Annotated in this window: 9 protein-coding genes and 1 pseudogene; 6 read left to right on the top strand and 4 right to left on the bottom strand. The window is 59.2% G+C overall.

Going from position 1 to position 19,297, the window contains the following annotated elements; all coding sequences use genetic code 11:
- Nucleotides 1-17 precede the first annotated feature (17 nt).
- Nucleotides 18-4,550 carry a type I polyketide synthase gene (locus tag FYB76_RS07640; RefSeq protein ID WP_195724594.1) on the bottom strand — a complete coding sequence of 1,511 codons (4,533 nt, stop codon included), beginning with the start codon at nt 4,548-4,550 and terminating at the stop codon, nt 18-20.
- Nucleotides 4,551-4,849: 299 nt separating this feature from the next.
- Between FYB76_RS07640 and FYB76_RS07635 the strand changes: the two genes are divergently transcribed.
- Together FYB76_RS07635 and FYB76_RS07630 are read left to right on the top strand one after the other, a co-directional pair.
- Nucleotides 4,850-10,525, top strand: a complete 5,676-nt coding sequence (locus FYB76_RS07635; protein WP_195724593.1) for a non-ribosomal peptide synthetase — start codon at nt 4,850-4,852, stop codon at nt 10,523-10,525.
- Nucleotides 10,526-10,528: 3 nt separating this feature from the next.
- A complete protein-coding gene (locus FYB76_RS07630; RefSeq protein WP_154133236.1) occupies nt 10,529-11,254 on the top strand; it encodes a 4'-phosphopantetheinyl transferase in 726 nt (241 codons plus the stop codon).
- A 256-nt stretch (nt 11,255-11,510) separates the two neighbouring features.
- On the opposite strand, the gene FYB76_RS07625 is transcribed toward FYB76_RS07630, so the two are convergent.
- Nucleotides 11,511-11,981, bottom strand: coding sequence for a hypothetical protein (locus FYB76_RS07625; RefSeq protein WP_154133235.1), 471 nt, complete (start codon nt 11,979-11,981; stop codon nt 11,511-11,513).
- 356 nt (nt 11,982-12,337) lie between these two features.
- Between FYB76_RS07625 and FYB76_RS07620 the strand changes: the two genes are divergently transcribed.
- The 3 genes from FYB76_RS07620 to FYB76_RS07610 all read left to right on the top strand — a co-directional run bounded on the left by FYB76_RS07620 (nt 12,338) and on the right by FYB76_RS07610 (nt 15,673).
- Nucleotides 12,338-13,723, top strand: a complete 1,386-nt coding sequence (locus FYB76_RS07620; protein WP_154133234.1) for a hypothetical protein — start codon at nt 12,338-12,340, stop codon at nt 13,721-13,723.
- A 97-nt stretch (nt 13,724-13,820) separates the two neighbouring features.
- Nucleotides 13,821-15,026, top strand: a complete 1,206-nt coding sequence (locus FYB76_RS07615; RefSeq protein WP_154133233.1) for a hypothetical protein — start codon at nt 13,821-13,823, stop codon at nt 15,024-15,026.
- A gap of 437 nt (nt 15,027-15,463) precedes the next feature.
- Entirely contained in the window at nt 15,464-15,673 is a 210-nt protein-coding gene (locus FYB76_RS07610) for an antitoxin MazE family protein (protein ID WP_154133232.1), read from the top strand.
- Nucleotides 15,674-15,722: 49 nt separating this feature from the next.
- On the opposite strand, the pseudogene FYB76_RS07605 reads toward FYB76_RS07610, so the two are convergent.
- Nucleotides 15,723-15,998: pseudogene (locus FYB76_RS07605) on the bottom strand (transposase); the annotation flags it as partial.
- A gap of 161 nt (nt 15,999-16,159) precedes the next feature.
- Nucleotides 16,160-16,294 (bottom strand): hypothetical protein, encoded by a 135-nt coding sequence (locus tag FYB76_RS26985; protein WP_255475286.1) that lies wholly within the window; start codon nt 16,292-16,294, stop codon nt 16,160-16,162.
- Between the two features lie 294 nt (nt 16,295-16,588).
- Between FYB76_RS26985 and FYB76_RS07600 the strand changes: the two genes are divergently transcribed.
- Entirely contained in the window at nt 16,589-18,925 is a 2,337-nt protein-coding gene (locus FYB76_RS07600) for a type I restriction enzyme HsdR N-terminal domain-containing protein (RefSeq protein WP_154133231.1), read from the top strand.
- The last annotated feature ends 372 nt before the right edge of the window (nt 18,926-19,297 follow it).

Here is a 19,297-nt window from a genome sequence, read left to right as displayed (position 1 = left end):
GCGCCATGCTCTGGCCATCATCCTGCTGCCGTAGCAGGCTGGCCACGAACTGCACGGGACTGGACAACGGGCTGCGCTGCGCCAGGGCCGTGAGCACGGCATGCGGTCCCACTTCCAGCACCACGTCGACCACCTCGGCCAGCGCCTGCAGGGCCTGGTGGAAGCGCACTGGCTCGCGCGCATGCTGGCGCAGGTAGTGGGGCGAGGGCGCCTCCTGCAGCCAGCTTTCCGGTCAGGGTGGAGAGCATGGCCGTGGCGGGGGCGCTGGACATGACCGACTGACACTCCTGCTCCCATTCTTGCAGCATCGGATCGAGCAAGGGCGAATGGAAGGCATGCGAGACGCTCAGGGCGCGGCAGTGGCAGCCTGCGCCGGCCAACTGTTCGGCCAGCACGGCAATGGCGCTGCCAGAACCGGAAAAGACCACATCCTGCTGGCCGTTGATGGCCGCAATGGCCAGCTCTTCCTGCAAGGCCGGCGGCAGCTGCCGCAGATGATCGTTGGCCTGTGCTTCGGTGAGGCGGGCCGCCAGCATCTTGCCGCCCTCAGGCAGCGCCTGCATCAACTGGCCGCGACGTACGATGAGACGGCAGGCCTGCTCCAGTGGCAAGGCCCCGGCGATCACCATGGCGGCGAATTCGCCGATGGAGTGGCCCATCACCGCCACCGGCGCTACCCCCAGGTGCAGCCACAGCCGCGCCAGTGCGTACTCGATGGCAAACAAGGCGGGCTGGGCGTGACAGGTCTGCTGCAGCAGCGCTTCCTCGCCGTGATGCATGAGATCGATGATGGAGCGGCCCAGATAGGGCAGCATCAGCGTATCGACCTCGTCCAGCGCCGCGCGAAATACCGGCTGTTGCTCATGGAGTTGCCGGCCCATCCCGATGTATTGCGCTCCCTGACCGGTAAACATCATCGCGATGCGGGGCGGCTGCATGGCTGGCGTGCCGTCCTCCACAGGCTGGGCCAGCAATGTGCGCAGCTGGGCGATATCCTGCGCGACCAGGGCCTGCCGCACTGGCAGGTGTTCGCGCTGTCGCGCCAAGGTATTGGCCAGATGGGCGGGAGGGTAGGCTGCGTCCAGCAGATGGGCGTGATAGCGCGCCAGCAAGTGGCGCAAGGCGCTCTCGGTCTGGGCCGAGAAGTGGAAGACGTAGGGCCCGGTGGCTTGCTGCTGCCCGGTGCTCAGGGAGCAAGACAGCGACGGCGGCGCCTGTTCCAGCACCACGTGGGCGATGGTGCCGGTGAACCCATAGGAGGTCACACCGGCGCGACGGACCGGTGCGCGTTGCGGCCACGCCTGCGGCGCCGTCGGCAGCCGCGCAGGGATGCGTTGCAGGTCAACCAGCGGGTTGACTTCATTGAGCCCGACCAGCGGCGGAATCAGCCCCTTTTCCAGCGCCAGGATGGTCTTGACGATGCCCGCCGCCCCGGCAGCGGCTTCAAGGTGGCCGATGTTGGTCTTGATGGAGCCCAGCCACAGAGGGTCATCGTCTGCCCGCCCGGCAAAGAGCTGCGCCAGCGAGTCATATTCGATCGGGTCGCCAAGGCGAGTGCCGGTGCCGTGCATTTCCACATAGTCGATTTGCGCCGGGCTCAGTCCGGCCCGTTGCAGCGAACGGCGCAACAGCTGGAACTGAGCCTGTCCATTGGGCGCCGACAGGCTGCTGCCGCTGCCGTCCTGGCGCACGGTCGTGTCGCGGATGACGGCGCGGATGGTATTGCCATCGGCCAGGGCCTGTTGCAGCGGCTTGAGCACCAGCACCAGGCAACCTTCGCCACGCACATAGCCGTCGGCGGCCGCATCCATGGTCTTGCAGCGACCATCGGCAGCCAGCATGCCGGCCTTGTTCAGTACCACATCGATCTCGGGCACCAGGTGCAGCTTGACCCCGGCGGCCACGGCCAGCGGGCATTCACCCGCGCGCAGGCTCTGCACGGCCAGGTGCAGCGCGCTATGGGCCGAGGAGCAAGCCGTGTCCACCGACATGGCCGGGCCATGCCAGTCGAAGTGGAAGGACAGGCGTCCCGCCGCCGCCGCAAAGACGGTGCCGGTGCCGTAGTACGCATCCAGGTGCGCCGGGTCGGCGCTGGCAAAAGGAAGGTGGCCGTAATCGGCCGTGCCGATGCCGACGAAGACGCCGGTGTCGCTGCCCTTGAGCGAGGAGGGCGTCAGTCCCGCATTTTCCAGCGCGTGCCAGCACTCCTCCAGCAACAGTCGCTGCTGGGGATCGGTATTGATGGCCTCGCGCGGCGACATCTTGAAGAAGGGCGCATCGAAGCGGTCGATGTCTTCCAGGTAGCTGCCCAACCCAGGGATATCGTCGCGCTGGCGGAAGCGCTGTGCCGGCATGCTGCGGATGGCGTCCTTGCCCTGCACCAGCATGTCCCAGAGGGCCTCTTCGGTGACGATGTCGACGCCGTCCGGACCGGGCAGCCGCAAGCCCATGCCGATGATGGCGATGTCGCTTGTTCGTGCGATGTCGCTGGCCTGCGGCGCTGCTGCAGCCGGGCCCGGCTCCAGATCGGCGCGTAACTGTCTGAGCAATGCATGGATGCTGGGATGCTGGTAAAGCAGATCGTCGGGCAGGTTGCGGCCCAGTTCACGGCCCAGTGCGGCGGTCAGCTCCACGGCGCTCATCGAATCCAGGCCATACTGGAACAGGCTCACCTCGGGGTCCAGCGAACGCGCGGAGACATTGCCCAGGCGCTGCGCCAGCCATTGGCCCAAGCCCCGGAGGGAGAGATCGAAGGCTGGCGCCGTTGGCACTGCTGCCGGTGCAGCGGGCGTCAGGATGTCCTCATGCAAAACCACCAGCTCGCGCGCGAGATAGGACTGCCTGACCGTGCGCCGCCGTATCTTGCCGCTGGTGGTGCGGGGCAGGGTGCCTTTGCGGATCAGGATGATGGCATGCGCGTTCAACTGATGCTCCTGCGCCACCGTCTGGCGGATGGTCGCGGCCAGTTCAGCGTAGTCCGAGGTCTGGGCCTGGGCGCTCTTGCGCACCTCCTGCACGATCACCAGTCTGTCCTCACCGCTGTCATCGCTGAGGGAAAACGCCGCCGCACTGTCCTCGACAGCCAGTGCATGACACTGGCTGGCGCTGGCCTCGATGTCATTGGGGTAGTGGCATTGGCCACGGAAGATCATCATGTCCTTGCGCCGTCCGGTGACAAACAATTGGCCCTCATGCAGGAAACCCATATCGCCTGTGCGCAGGAAGGGGTGTTCTCCCGGCGCGGCATCGGCCAGTGTTCCGGCAAAGGCTTCGTCGTTCTGGTTCTTGCCCCAGTAGCCCCCGGCCACGCTGGGTCCGCGCACCCAGATTTCTCCCACCTGGTCCTGGCCCAGGTGGCGCTTTTGTTGGGGATTGACGATCAGCACTTCCTGTGCGCCAAAGTCGTCGCCATTGCCCACATACCAGCGGGCGCGCTCCTCGGATGGATGAGGGATGACGATATCGCGCTCGATGGCCTGCCGGTCCACGGCCAGCAGGCAGGGCCCGCGGTCATGCGTATTGGCCGATACCACCAGGGTGGCTTCGGCAAGGCCGTAGGCAGGGCGCATGGCGGTGGCGGTGAATCCGTAGGGCGCAAAGGCGTCGATGAAACCCTGCACATGCACCGGCAGCACCGGTTCGGCGGCGGGCATGAGGCAATGCACCGAGGACAGATCCAGTTCACGGCGCTGCTCCGGCGTGGCGTTCGCCAGCGCGCTGACGCAGCTTCGCAGCGCAAAGCTGGGACAGGGAAGCACGGTGGCGCGCTCGCGGCTGGCCAGTAGCAGCCAGTCCAGGGGAGCGGCCACGAAGGACATCGGCGGCATGTACAGCGCCCTGCCACCCAGCGCCAGCGGTGCGAGGATGCCCATGATCAGACCCAGGTCATGGAACAGCGGCAGCCACGACGCGACCGTACAAGACTGGCCTTGCGGCGCCAGCAGGCGGCGCTGGAACTGGATGTTGTGTAGCAGTTGCCCGTGGCGGTTGACCACGCCCTTGGGCAGGCCGGTCGAGCCCGAGGTGTATTGCAGGAAGGCGATGGCTTGCGCGTTCAGTGCATCCGGACGCTGCCATGCAGCCGCATCGGCCACCAGTGATTCGAGATGGACGATGTCCATGGCCTGCCGGGCCGCAAACTGCTTGAGCTCATCGCCTGACGCCTGTTCGATTGCTTCGCCCGTGAGCACGAAGGCCGGCTTGCAGTCGTCGCTGATGGCATCGATCTTGGCCAGCACCCGCTTGACCCGCGCTGCCCCCGGCAGATTGACCGGCACGGCGATGATGCCGGCATAGAAACAGGCCAGCAGGCTGACCACGTAGTCCAGTCCCGAGGGGAACAGGATCAGCGCCACCGTCCCTGGCGTCCAGCGCCGTTGCAGCGCTGCGGCATGTGCGCGCACGCGTTCGGAGAGTTCGCCATAACTGAGCCGCTGCTGGCGGTTGTCGGAAAAATGCAGGGCTTCCCGCGCCCCATGCTGCCGGGCCCAATGCTCCAGCCAGTCGGGCAAAGCGGGTTTGCTACTCAGGTCGTGGGCATGGTCGGTCATGGCGGAATCCTCAGTTGAACAGCATGTAAAGAGCACAGCCAGGCTCCGATGGTGGCGCCGGGATGTGAAATGAAGTACAGGTCGAGGGCATACTAAATGATAATGATTGTTATTTGCAATATGGATTTTTTTAGATAAGATGCTTTGCCAGGTCATTTTTGTTGTGCCGCAAGTGCAGTTCCGGACCACAATTCCGGCCCTGTCGTGACGGCCCTGTTCCCCAGCCCGGAAGAGCATCCCCGACCATCCTGCGTCGGGTGGTGCGTATGCAAAATTCACGTCGCAAGGGGATGCCTGTGTTGAGTCAACGAAGTGAGCCGCGCTCCAATGGCCAGGGCGTGCGCCCAGCCGCCGCCTGCCTGTCGGCACTGCTGGAAAAAGTCGGTCTGGCCGGCCAGCCGCAGCCGCTGCGCTGCCTGCAAGTAGGGTGGGAAGATGACGCGTTCTATCGCCTCATCAGCGCACGCTGGGCGCCTGCCTCGGTCTCAGCGGCCTCAGCGGCCACAGCAGACACAGTGGCTTACACCGTGGGACTGTTCTCCAGCCTGCGCCTGTCGGCCGCGCGCAAGCAGACCCGCCTTCCGCTCGACTGGGCATTGCTCGACCAGCACTGGCAGGCAGGTTCATCGCAACGTGATCCATCCGGGTATGGGCTCATCGTGGTGCATCTGGATGCGCTGGGCGCACAGCCATGGCAGAGCGGCCTCGCCTTGCTGCTGGCGCAGCTGGCGCCGCAGGGCCGTCTGCTGCTCATCGGTGCGCAGCCGGACAGCCTCACTGGCCTTGAGCCGCTGGAGCAGGTGCAGACCGACGGCTGCCATGGCTGCATCTTCGGACCCTCCCTGCCGTCCTTTCCCCTGACCGATATCCAGCACGCCTATTGGCTGGGCCGGGGCGACAGCCTGTCCCTGGGAGGGGTGTCCTGCCATGTGTATTTCGAGTGGCGCATCGCGGGGCTGGACCTGCAACGCATGGAGCAGGCATGGAACCAGATCATCGCCCGGCACGGCATGATGCGCGCCGTGATCGACGCCGATGGCCGCCAGCGCATCCTGGCCGAGCTTCCCCATTACGCCATCGCCGTCGATGACTGGCGCGACCTAGCACCCAGCGGTCAGGCCGAAGCGCTGGCCGCCAAGCGCGCCAGGATGTGCGCGCAGGTGCTCGATGCCGAGCATGGGCCGCTGTTCGATCTGTCTGCCAGCCTGGAGCCCGGCGGGATCGTGCGCCTGCATCTGGATCTGGACCTGCTCATGTTTGATGTGCAGAGCTTCCATATCGTGCTGGCCGAGCTGGAGCAGCGCTACCACCACCCAGAGCGCAGTGTCGATCCCATCGGCCTGAACTTTCGCGACTACATGCTGGCCCAGCAGGAACCGCAGTACCAGTTGCAATACCAGCAGGATCGCCAGTGGTGGCTGCAACGCATCGAGACGATCGCGCCCGCCCCCGTGTTGCCGTTGGCCTGCGTACCGGCCGAACTGAGCCAGCCTGAATTCATCCGGCTTCAGCATCGCCTGCCCGAGACGGCCTGGCAATCGCTGTCCGCGCTGGCTTCGGCACAAGGGATCACGCCCTCGGCAGTGCTGTTGACGGCCTTTGCCGAAGTGCTGGCCACCTGGGCAGCGGATCCCCGGTTCACGCTGAACCTGACGCACTTCAATCGCCGCCGCATCCACCCGGACGTGGACCAACTGGTGGGCGACTTCACCTCGGTATTGCTGCTCACGCTCGATTGCAGCGGCACGCTATCCTTGGTCGAACGTGCGCGCCAGGTCCAGGCCAGCCTGTGGCAATGCCTGGGTCATACCCGCTTCGGCGGCGTGGAAGTGCTGCGCGAACTGGGCCGCAGGAATGCGACTGATGCAGCGGCGGGAAGCCTCATGCCGGTGGTCTTCACCAGCTTGCTGGGCATTGACCTTGATGAGCTGGTGCGGGGCGCCGATACCTTGGGCGAGCCGGACTTCCTCTACACCTGCACGCCCCAGGTCTGGCTGGATCATCAGGTGATGGTGCGCAAAGGCAGCCTCGAATACAACTGGATCATCACCCGCCAGCTCTTCCCGGAAGGCATGGCGCAAGCCATGTTCGACAGTTACAGCCAGTTGCTGTATCGACTGGCGCAGCAGCCGCAACAGTGGGAGCAGCCGGTCGGTCAGTTGCTGCCGGAGTCGCAGTTGCGTGTGCGCACCGAGGTCAACCAGACCGCGACCGCTTTCACCCTCGCTCCGCTGCATGCGGGCTTCTTTGCCCAGTGCCGCCGCCAGCCAGCGGCGGCCGCGCTGTTGGGCGCTCACTATCAGATCAGTTATGGACAACTTGGCGCCCTGGTGGAACAGGGCATGGACCGGCTCAGAGCGCACCACATCCAGCCCGGCCATCTGGTGGCATGCGCATTACCCAAAGGCCCGATGCAGGTCGCTGCGGCGCTGGCCATCCTGGCAGTGGGCGCGGTGCTGGTGCCGCTGCCCACAGGACAAGGGCGCGAGCGCACCCGGGCCATCGTAGAAAGGGCGGGTATCGACGCCATCCTGCTGGACCCCGCAGAACCGATCGAAGAACCCGGCTGCCCGCGCATTCTGATGACACCGCCTGCCCAATGGGAGGCCGTGCCGACCGCGCCCCTGAGCAGCCCGGTACACCAGAGCGCGCTGGATGACCTGGCCTACATCATCTATACCTCCGGCTCCACTGGTGAACCCAAAGGGGTGGCCATCACCCATCGCGCCGCGGCCAATACCCTGGCCGATATCGACCAGCGCATTGGACTATCGGCGGCTGACCGGGTCTTCGGTATTTCAGCGCTGCATTTCGATCTGGCCATCTACGATGTCTTTGCCACCCTCAGCCAGGGCGCGGCGCTGGTGCTGCCCGCGCCCGATGCACTGCGCGATGCCCCGCATTGGCTGGACCTGGTGCAGCGTCATCGGGTCACGGTATGGAATTCGGTGCCGGCCTTGTGCCGCATGCTGCTGGAACAGGCTGCACACGATGATGCCGGCATTCCCGCCAGCCTTACCCGCGTCATGCTCAGTGGCGACTGGATCGCACTGGATCTGCCGCAGGCGCTGCGCCAGCATGCCCCGCAGGCGCGCTTGCTGGCCCTGGGAGGGGCCACCGAAGCGGCGATCTGGTCCAACTGTTTCGAGGTCGTAGAGATTGCGCCTGAATGGAAATCCATCCCCTATGGATTCCCCCTGGCCAATCAGCAATACCACATCCTGGATGCGCAAGGACGCGACTGTCCCGACTGGGTCACTGGCTGCCTGTTCATCGCGGGTGCGGGGCTGGCCCGTGAATACTGGCATGCGCCCGACCAGACCTCGGCCAGCTTCAGCCAGCATCCCAGGCATGGCCGCCTCTACAACACCGGCGACTTGGCCAGGTACTGGCCGGATGGCTGCATCGAATTCCTCGGGCGGGTCAACAGCCAGGTCAAGCTCAACGGCTACCGCATCGAGCTGGGCGAGATCGAGGCCGCGCTCAACAGCTGCCCCGGCGTGAAGGCGTCGGTCGTCACGGTCTGGCGTACGCCCTCAGGAGCACAGCAACTGGCGGGTTTCGTGGTCCCTGAGCCCACCGCCACCACGGTGCCACTGTCGGGCCTGCCATCGCTGCTTGCGCCAGTCCTGCAGGAAGCCGCCAGCCAGTTGCCGGGCAACACCGACCGGGATGCGCTGGCACGCTTCCAGCAACAGAGCGAGGCACTGGCGCCCTTGTTGATCCTGCATAACCTGATCCAGCTGAAGCTGTGCGCCGGGCAGGGGGCAGTACTCTCGCTTGCAGCCCTGCTGGACAATCACGCTGTCCAGCAACGGTACGCGCCGGTGCTGGAGGCATGGATGCAGATACTTTGCGACGAGCAATGGCTGGTTCCGCTGGGCGGGCAGCAATGGCGGGTCGCCCGCAGTTTTCCATCCAGCGACGTGCTGCAAGCCGCTCTGAACGAAGCCAGGACGAGCTTGCAGGGCAGCCTTGGATGGCTGGATCATGGCCAGGCCTTCCTGGCCTGGCTGTTCCAGTCGGCGACGAGCTTGTGGCGCAGCCTCATCGGCCAGCTCATGTCCACCGAACTGATCTTCCCCGAAGGGGCGCGCGAAGGCGCGGAGGGGCTCTATGGCGACAACATCGTGGCCGCCTACCTGGGCGGCATCGTAGTGCGTTGCCTGCAACATCAGGTGCAGCACTGCGCTCGGCCCCTCGCACTCATGGAAGTCGGCGCCGGCGTCGGCGGATTGAGCATGTACGCCTTGCCGGCCTTGTCCCAAGCCAGCCCGCAGTCCCTCTACCACTACACCGACCTCAGCCAATTCTTCCTGCAGATCGGACGGGAAAAATTCGGCATGTATGCCGGTGCCCGCTTCGCTCTGTTCGACATCGACCGCACCGCTGAGCCTCAGGGCATTGCGCCGGGCTCGCTGGATCTGATCCTGGCCTCCAATGTGCTGCACAACGCGCTGGACCTGGATGCCTCGCTGTCCTACCTGGGCAGTCTGCTCAAGCCGGACGGCCTGCTGGTGCTGTGCGAGGCCACGCGCCAAAAAAGGCTGCAATGGGTTACCGTGGCTGCAGTGCTGGAAGCGGCGCAGGACGGTGCGGCACAGCATCGCCATAGCCGGCTGCGCGGTACTGACGAGTGGATCGAGGCGTTGGGCGCAAGCGGATACGAGCCCATCGGTGCCTATCCCGCCGAGGAAAGCGAAATGGGCTTCGTCGGCCAGCAAGTGTTGGTGGCCCGGTGGAGCAGGGCTGTCGCGGCATGTGACGACAAGAGCATTCGCCAGCATCTGGCCGAGCGCCTGCCGGCCTACATGCTGCCCACGCATCTGCAGTCTCTCGATGCGCTGCCCTTGTCGGCCAATGGCAAGGTGGACCGCAGCCGGCTACCCGCTCCGGTGCCGGCCAGCCCATCGGCAGCGCGGCCTGAAACGCCGGTCCGCGCAGGCAGCGAAAGCACCCTGGCAGCGATATGGCAAGACATCCTGCAGCAGCCTGTGACCAGCCGCGACAGCGATTTCTTCCAGTTGGGCGGCGACAGCCTTCTAGTGACGCGCCTGGCGGCGGCGATCCGGGAACGCTTCCAGGTCAGCATCCCGATCCGCCAGCTCTTCGATACCTCCCGGCTTGAGCAACAGGCGCAGGCGCTGGCGCAACTGCAAGCCGACAGCCGGGGGGCAAGCTCCGCCATTGGGCTGGTCCCACTCAATACCGCCGCACCCGCTGCGCCCACGTTGCTGTGCCTGCCGGCCAGTGACGGCAAGGCCATGTCCTACCATGCTCTGGCAGGGCTGCTGCAAGGGCAGGTCCGCTGCCTGGGCGCCGAGTTGCCCGCAGTCTTGCCGCCTAGTATGGCAGGCAGTATCGAAGCGATGGCGCAGCATTATCACGGCCAGTTACCCGAAACAGAACGTAACTCCACTACCGCTTACCTGGGCTGGTCCATGGGCGCCTACACCGCCATTGAAATGGCCAGGCAGCATCTTGCGCTCACCGGCAGTCGCGCTGCGGCGCTATGGCTGATTGATCCGGTGGACCAGAGCGTCATGCAGTCCCTGGCGGCCAGTGAATACGGCCTGCTGCTATCCTTCCTTCCGGAAGAGGGCGCAACGGTGGACGTCGATGCGATCCAGTACGAGGCCCTCGCTCCTGCCGCCAAGTTGGCCTGCTGGCGTCAGATGCTAGCGAAGCAGCCCTTGGCAGATCAACTGGACGACACGGCCTTGCGCCGGTACATCGATGGTGTACGCGACAGCATCGCAGCCATGGTGCGGTACCAGTTGCCCGAGAGCTTTGATTTCGTAGAGGCGGTTTACCTGTGCAAGGCTGCCCAGCAGCGCCAGGTCTGGGCTGACATCACGACTGTCTGGCCCGCCAGCTTGTGCTCACGCGCCCGCTGCCTGAGCTTGCCGGGCGATCACTGGCAAAGCATACGGGCCGCTGAACTCGCGGCACTGATCAGGCAGTCGTTGGACTAGCGCATGGAGGTCTTGCTTTCCGACGCCGGCACGCAAATGCGCAGTTTCATACCGACCATCACACCGTTATCCCTGGAGACCGGCTCGCAGTTGCGGGTATTGACCTGCACGTTCGACCGCGAGGCCTATCACGACGGGCTTTATGCGGCCCTCGGTATGGCGCAGCCTGCGCAGATCATGGGTGCGGTGGTCAAACGCAAGGCCGAGTATCTGGCCGGACGCTACCTGTGCCGCCTGCTGTTGCAGGTAGAGGGACAAGCGGGGCAAGTGGCCATCGGGCCGCAACGCCAGCCGCTCTGGCCTGTGGGCTGGCAGGGATCGATCACGCACAGCGGCAACCGTGTTGTGGTTGCCCTTTGGCCGGACCGGAGCGGCAGGCTCCTGGGGCTGGACCTGGAGCAGTGGATGCCAACTGCCACCGCAAGCACCGTTCAGTCCCGCATCATCCTGCCGGACGAGCTCGATGGCCTGGCCGCCCACTGGCCCAGTGAGCGCTTGCTGACGCTCGCATTTTCGGCCAAGGAATCCCTGTACAAGGCATTGTTTGCAAGAGTGGGCCATTTCTTTGATTTTCACTGCGCGCAGTTGTGCGCAGTGGATGACCTGAGCCATCGCTTCACCCTGCGATTGAATCAGGATCTGGGCGAAGACTTGCTGCAAGGCAAACAATTCACGGGAGGATTTTTTGCTGGTGCCCGGCAGTTGCTTACCTGGATCGCATGCACTTAGAGCACAGCCGCTGCAGCGGTAGATGCGCACCTACCTATCGATGGTGAGTTAGAACGACATTGCTTGGACTGACCATAGCGGTGGGCCTTGCCCTGCTGTAATGGGATTTGTCTGGATATTGTCTGCTGGATCCTCCATGAACCCCTTGGTTAAAATGCTCACGCAAGTGTTAGGGGGGAGGGCAGTGAAACGCCTTTGCCCGTTTCGGGGATGAAAGATTAGTCCAACCCTTGGCTCGAAGACGCCGACATTGAAATCATAAAATCAATCGCTTGGAACAAGATCGGCGGACGTGGAGATTTGCGATACCGTCGACACAAGTTCGTCCGCGAGCGCTTTTTGGTGAGGTGCGCTGGACCTGGCCCGGTGCCAAAGTTTTATGATTACGCCCCCAGATTTTGAACTTACGTCCCTGGACTGTTGTAACACTGCGGCTGCCTGACCGATGTATTTGGTGCTGGAACAAGCTGGAGGTGACTACAAACAATAATTCGCAATCTTGGTAGTTTTTATAATTGTTGCGCAACCATTTCCTGCTCTTCTCTAGGCTATATATGGGTTTTATTTCATTTTTTCCATATGAGCGTGTTGCGTCGATAAAGGCAAACTTTGTTGCGTAGTTTTTGGTGCTAGGTGCAACACAGATGTGTCCATACGCAGCCCATTTTCCAATCGTTGTTGCGTTTTCCTTTCTCCCAATAAAAATGCCTTCCAGGGTGGAAGGCATTTTGCGTTGCATCTGTCGTGTGACGTATATTACATGAGCTATTGGACATCACGTACAGATCGCCCTTTGAGCGCAAATCTTAGCAGACCTGGCAGGGCTAGCAATTGCAGCATTATAAATGGTACTTCCGGCGAGAAAAATATCCGAAATTGAACGCCCTTATGATCACATTTTAGCCTTGTCATCGCAGCTTCTCGGTTCGTTTTTTGGTATGCACGCGTTCAAAGAATCATTGATGAGGAACTGAAACAGAAGATAAAGCCTGTGCAGAAAGAGGCAAGGAGATTATTAGAATCACGTTGTTAGATTCATGTCGCAAAATAAATTGACGTGAATAAAAAATCTAGAGGGACGCAATGACATTAAAAGAAGATTTGATTAAATTGGTTGCCGCCTTGAATCGCGTTCATGCAGGTGCATTCAATTGGTCTGTGCAGGATGGGCTTCCTGATTTTGTTACTGCTGAGAGTGGGATGCAAGTGCATTTCACACGTGATGCACGCAGGGCTCTAAGAAAAATATCTGAGACGTTGCTCGGGAACCGTTCACCTGACAGTATCAAGGTTGAGATAGGCCCATACGAAAAAGTGGTGCGACAGATAATCGCTGACCTATACGCACAAGACGATTTTGAAGAGTCTATGGCGGATGAAGGCAAGAAGGTTATCGAGAAATTAAAACTACTTTCGGAGCAACTTCTGCGCTCCAATAGTGATGAATTTACTCATTACATACCGGCATGGACTGTTGGGTTGGAGAACGATTCGCCATTCAAATTGGGACCGGTGACGATCTTTAATCGTATGGATTGGATCGACCGTGTGGAATTTTCACCCAAAGCCATGAAGACCTTTTTGGGCGAGTCTGAAGCCAATCACCATTGGAAAGACTTGGTGCGGTCCGCCTTGGGAAAGCAGTCAGGGGAAGTCGATCTTGCTGGGTTGGCTGGCCCTGTCTATTCGGCTGTTTCTACGTGTCCCGCTTTGCTGGAAGTGACCGTTCGAGGTTATGAACAAGACTTCTCAAAAAAGCTCGCTAAACTGGTAGCGAAGACGGCGCTCGACTGTACCTCGCTCGTACTGGGAAGCGCCGAATTTTTTTTTCAACAAGCAGTTCAAGAAGAGCGTTTACCTCCAGCAGGCAGCGATAGTCTCATGTCGACAAATGGATATCTCTGGCTTCCTGGTAGCTCGATAGGAAAACGTCTTCGTCATCTTTCCGGTGCTCGTCTACGGCAAGCGAAGGATGATGTGAACTTGTTAGTTCCGGAATTCTCTTCAATTCTTTCTGCCCTGATAGATCCCGCAAGTCATAGTCATCCGAAATTGGCGATGCGATGGGCCACGGCTCTTGATTGGTTTGGTGAAGGGAATCGCGAATTGAGTGATGCGATAGCAGTTGCGAAACTGGGGTCTTGCCTTGATGTGCTTGGGTGTGGCGGTAAATTTGCAGGAATTCGAGATATGGTGATCAATTTGACGGACACATCTGGAGATACCATTGTGGTAAAAGGCGATAGGCCTCTAACACTCGCGGAACTAATAAAAAATATATACGACGATGGACGATCGAAAATTTTGCACGGAACACATTTCGATAGATTGAAATCATTTGAGGTAGAAAGAAGACAAGCTAGTGAGGTCGCAAGGGTGGTGCTAATTGCGGCCGCCCAACGGCTTATGCATTATTCTGGATCTGACGTTGATAAAGCCTTCAGAACAATGCAATCCTCTAGCGCTTGATGTGTAGCTAGGACCATAGAACCATTATGATCCCGCCGATGATGAACTAGATGGAACTACGTCTGTAGCCATTTCCGGCGGTGGGAGTGTTAATTTTGTGCCCAAATTACATCTATTAAATAAACAAGCGGATGCTATGGCAGAAATGTTGCCAGCAAATCGGATGATTGCTGTTCAAGAGAACTTGATCGCATTCAAGAGTGCTGGAGATGAGCAAGGTCCAACTGCTGAATTTCCTATCTATTCTGACCGCAGCCTTGTCGGCGAAACGAAAATTACGCAATCGCCGTATCAGCTCCACAACGCAGTATTCATCGAAGGGCAGGCGCGGGTAGGAATTACCGCCGTGTTGCGTCTTACGTCTTGCCTTGCCTATCAAGGCGGGATTAGTACAGAGCGCTCCGATGTGGCTACATATCATGGTGGCTGGCTCCCGGATGAGGTGGCGGCTTTGAGCTCGTTAATTCTTGGTATCAGACTAAAATCAGGGCCGGCAAATCGCATTTTTAATCAGATAGTGGATCCTCGAGGTCGCTTTACATCCTCGCAAGCCCAACCGAATATCAGTTTTTTCTACGATTTGGAGCAGCCGATTCTAAGTAGCGTGCTAACCACTCCCAATTTAGAGCTGGTTGATGAACGGCTGTTTTTGCTAGATCGACTGCCTGCGAGCATGGTGATTGCGCTCGTGAGAGCCGCGAGATCCTATCAAGATGCTTTGTGGATTGCCGAGTCAGAGCCGAACTTGGCATGGCTGCTTTTTGTGTCTGCGATCGAGATCGCGGCGTCAGAGCATGTAGTGATGCGCGAAAGCGACGAAGAAAACCTTCGTGAATTTATGCCCGAACTGGCATCTTTACTTGATGCTTCAGGTACGAATGGTTTGACGGCTGGCGCAGCGCAGAATCTGCGCCATCTCTACGGTAGCACCCGTAAATTCCGGTCATTCTTAGAGCAGTTTATACCGCCCCCACCGGCGCTAAGGCCCGACGAAACATATTGGCAAGTGGATTGGGCGCCTGCAGCAATGAAAAGAACTCTAAACACTATCTATGGATTGCGTTCCAAGGCACTACATGAGGGACGGCCGTTTCCTGCACCAATGTGCATGCCCGGCAGCAAGGGTGCAGGAGCGGTACGGGCAGAAATTGCCGTTACTGGATTAGCGGTTAGGACTCTTGGCTCATCGTGGATTCCAACTGATGCGCCTATGACACTTGACACATTTCACTACATTGTACGTGGTGCTCTTCTTGCATGGTGGGATCATGTGCTCGCTAGCACCCCCGAGGTAACAAAATAATTGGTGCTCACAAGTTCCTTGTTGGACATCTTTCAGAATACCATTTGTTGCGAAATGCGATTATAGGTGATCGAATCGTACTATTCCACCAGTCCACCAGTACCCATCGAGTTTTCTAACTGAATTCACGCCGTGAATTACTGCTGGGTTGAGCTCGAAAATTTGCTCAAATTTCGCAAACAAGGCGAACCGTGAAACAGATATTCATCGACAACCGACTCACTGCCGGACTGGCTAAAACTTACCTACACAGGTCAGCATCGCTTCGAAACATTACAACACGTCCACCCGCTGAGGCGGTTGCTTTAGCTGCGTAAAGTGAGCAGGTTTCGCTGGGTCATTACAGACTTACGTTTGTCGCATGAAGAACATTACATCACGTTGCAAGTAATATACGTGAAGCGCATAATGTTTCACGTGACGAGAAGGGGGCCAGTATGGCACGGCGCAATTCAAAAGTTCAAGAACACCGCGATGCCTTACCCATGGCGGGCCTCCGCTTGGTGCAAATATGGGTTCCGGATACGCGACGCCCAGACTTTGCGGAGGAATGTCGTCGCCAATGCCTACTCATAGCTCAGGCCGATATGGCCCTGCAGCAGTTCATGGATCAAGCCTTGGTAGAAGTAGATGGTTGGACGGAATGATGGCTGACACTTCTTGACGGTTGGAATCCAGGACGACTTTGCCGACTCGACGGTCCCGAGGAACTTCAATTGGCAACTCCCCAAATTCGCCCTTGAGCGTCTTGCGACTCTTGCCGTCTCGGGTATTGCTTGACTCATTGGCTACGCTCCCGTGCTTCTCATGGCCCATGTGCTCGCTCAGTTCGACTTCCAGGGCTCGTTCCACCACCAGCTTGGTGAGATGCTTCATCAGGCCTTCTTCACCTATTAAATCTTCGGGATTCTTGTAATTGGCTAGCAATTCAGCCAGTAATTCTTCTCGTACGTCGTGTTTCTTTTTACTCATTGTGGCTCCGGACAAGGCGACAGTTTCCTGCCAATAGTCCGTTTACACAAATATGTACAGGCCCTCATGGGCCACCGATTCGCGGCGATTTGCCCCGCTTAGAAGTTTCCTTGCCTTAGTTCGCGTAGTATCAGTTTATCGATTGAGGTATCCGAAAGCGCTCAACCGAAATAGGTTTGTTCCGTCCATCCGAGTTGGCGGCTGATTTCGGCCACCTTCTTACCTTGCGCTGACATAACTTCTGCTTCGCGCTGTTTGTGAATGATGTCTTCGAATGTGAATCCCTTCTTGGCCACGGTCTGTCTCTCCTTTTCAATAGCATATGAAATTTGGAGTTAGACCGTCTTTTTCAGGTGAGGTCAGTCGTGCTACCCGGAAAATCAGGGAATCCTGCGAACTGGCCGCGCTCGAAAGAGCGGCCAGGTTCAGCCATCATCGACTGCTCGACTGCAGTGTCGGCCAAACTTAAACCCAATAGCCTCTGCGCAAGTCGGGGCGATTCACAGTAGGGACCGTACGGGAGCGGGAGTTGCACAGCACCCGGGCTCGACCTAGTACACTATCGTCTGGATAACATTAGATTAGATTCTATGAGTATGCCGCCAGCCGATGGAATTTTCGGATTTCCCGACCCGAACACCAATGAGGCCGACTTCCAAGCCGCGATCGTCGAAAGAATTCGTACCGCTTTCCCGTTGCTGAAAGCTGGAGTGCGCGTCGAGCGCTACTTGGCGCTCAAACTTGGGCACCACGATTTGAAGATCGACGGCACGAGTGTCGTCAAGACCGTCAAGGGAAGGCTGGATGTTGTCGTCTTTGATGGTGCCGCGCCACTGCTGCTTGTCGAGTTGAAGGCGCCGCACGTTCACATCACAGACGAAGATGTTGAACAAGGTTTGTCTTATGCCCGTCTACATAAGCCGATGGTTCCGCTTGTTCTGGTCACGAACGGCAGTTCTGCCGGGACTAGGGTCGTGCGTACATATGACGGTGCCGCCATGGAGGCCGACACATTAGAAACAAAGGCCCTGGGTAGCATCCTGCAATCTGCGTCCGTGCTTGCCGCTTCGGCCGTCGAAGGATCGATACGGACCCTTCTTGGAAGCGATCCCGTGGTTTGGCGTGGCATCCTGAATCGGTGGAATACTGAGGCCATCGGCAGCAGAACAGGCGAGATTGGCGATTTTCGGCAGCCCATCGTTCAAGACTTCCTAATTCCGCGCGACGCTGCCCTGGCGGCTCGTGAGCATCTCGTTGGCGGTGCTACTGTGGTCGTGTTGCATGGCGAGCCGCTCTCAGGAGTTACTTGCGCGCTAGTGCAAATAGCGGGTCTTCTAGGCGATGAACCTTGTGCTTACATCGATGCGGCGAATACCGGGGACGTATTGCAATTCATTGCTGCTCGGCTTAGCCGTGAATTGCAGACCGGTGTGTCGAAGGATGACCTGAGACACTGGCTCAACACCGCTCAGGTGTTGCCCAGCCTAACCCTGATCATCGATGGCGTACCGTTGGGCGTGACCGAGGAGCTCTTGTATAACGCGACTGCAGGACGACTTCGTCTGGTATTTGGCTTCAACAGCCGCGCCTATGCCACCCTGAGAACGCTTCCAGGAAGGTCAGAAGAAACATCGATTTCACGCGTGGCGAAAGCCATCGAACTCACTGACCTAACACTGCCGGAGTTCGAAAGGGCCCAGGACCTCTTACTCAAACAATTCAATGCGGTCTTTCTGCCTGGATCCGAGATCGTAGCCGATTTAAGGCGTCCACGTACGCTTCGGTTGGTCGCGTCCCATCTCGCTGGACAGCGCCCCCGCCCAGACATTACCGCGGAACGCAGTAATGTCAACCTCTCGATCATACCTGCTATACCGGTCTATCGGGCATTCGAACAGGCTAGCTCCCGTTTTACCGTGGATCCAAGGTTGAAACACGATCTGTCACGCCTGGCGGCCGCTTACCTAGAGGACGTAAGAGTAAACGGCGACAACCCGGAGCGCATCTCCGAGACCTACGGCACTCCATCGATTGACCCATATCTACTTGAAGCATCGCTTGGAGAGACGCGCATAGGCAGGCTATCCGACCAAGGTTTCATTCACTGGATCGACACCACGGTTTTAGGGCCGCGCCTGGTCGTGCGTCTTCCCGAGGTACTGTCTCATCATATATCGATCCTCCTGACCCGTGAGTTGGATGGTGTAGCCGTCGAGGACATTGCTGGTACCTTGGGGGATCTTGTCAATTTGTCGTCCTACCTCCCATACGGAGACCTTTGCTTGGCCGCGGCGATCGCGAGAGTCGATGAACCGACACGGCTCGGAGCAGTAATCGACTACTTACTCAATCGCGAACCACAGGAGTCTCACCTCGGTGAAGGTTCGGTCATTGAGGTTCTGATAACCGATCGGGCGCCTGTGCGCGTCCACTTCGGAGATGGGATGAACGAACCTGTGATGGACGACCTCCAGCCCTGGTTAATCCTGAGCCATCTCGCAGCGATCCGCCTCAACGGCGATGACTCAAAGCCCTCCCTTAACATGAGTATTCTCGCCGGTATCGGCAACTTTTCCGGGCAGCTTTATGTACCACCGCCCACGACGCTCAACGAAATTCCAGGGTTTCACTTCCATGAAGTGGACGGGCTGGGAAAAATTCCGTGCCGACAAGCAGGAATTTTTGAGCCAGTGTTGCAAGCACTATACTTGCACGCTTTGCGTCACCCGGATGAGTTCGACCGGCTCGTCGACTACGCCATTAAAGAAAAGAAACCCTTCTTGGTCTGGCGACTCTGGACGGTCGCCGCGCTGCTCAAGACGTTAGCCTCGCCTCACGTGAGTGCTGTGGGGATGAGGGCCAATGCGGCGCTCAGCAATTGGTGGAACCGGACCCAAGGTCGTTTTAGCGTTACTAACGACATTTGACCAGGTAACCACAGGAGAGAACGGGGGATTTGTGACGAAAAAGGTAAATGTAGCTATCGAGAACGCTCTAACTACCTTTCCCGGTGGTTCAAAATCGAGAGTAAATAGAGCGGGCAATAACGTTCGTGCTGGCACAGCTTCGCGGGAAGACCTGGCCGTAATTGAAGAGTGGCGGGCGGCGCATCGGGCGGTACTAAATACATTTCAAGCTATATTGCACAAGCGCGCCCGGAATAAGGGGGTGATTGTTGATTTGCTCGCGGATTTGACCCTCTCCATTTGACCCACCTTCCACCGTCTACCAAAGGCGGCCACGCGGTCGTACGACCCTTCATATCCCAGCTCTTTTAAATCCAGGAACATCTGTTTCAG

The sequence above is a fragment of the Herbaspirillum sp. CAH-3 genome, from assembly GCF_009668275.1.
Lineage (GTDB): Bacteria > Pseudomonadota > Gammaproteobacteria > Burkholderiales > Burkholderiaceae_D > Herbaspirillum > Herbaspirillum aquaticum.
This window is presented reverse-complemented; position numbering and strand designations above follow the sequence as displayed.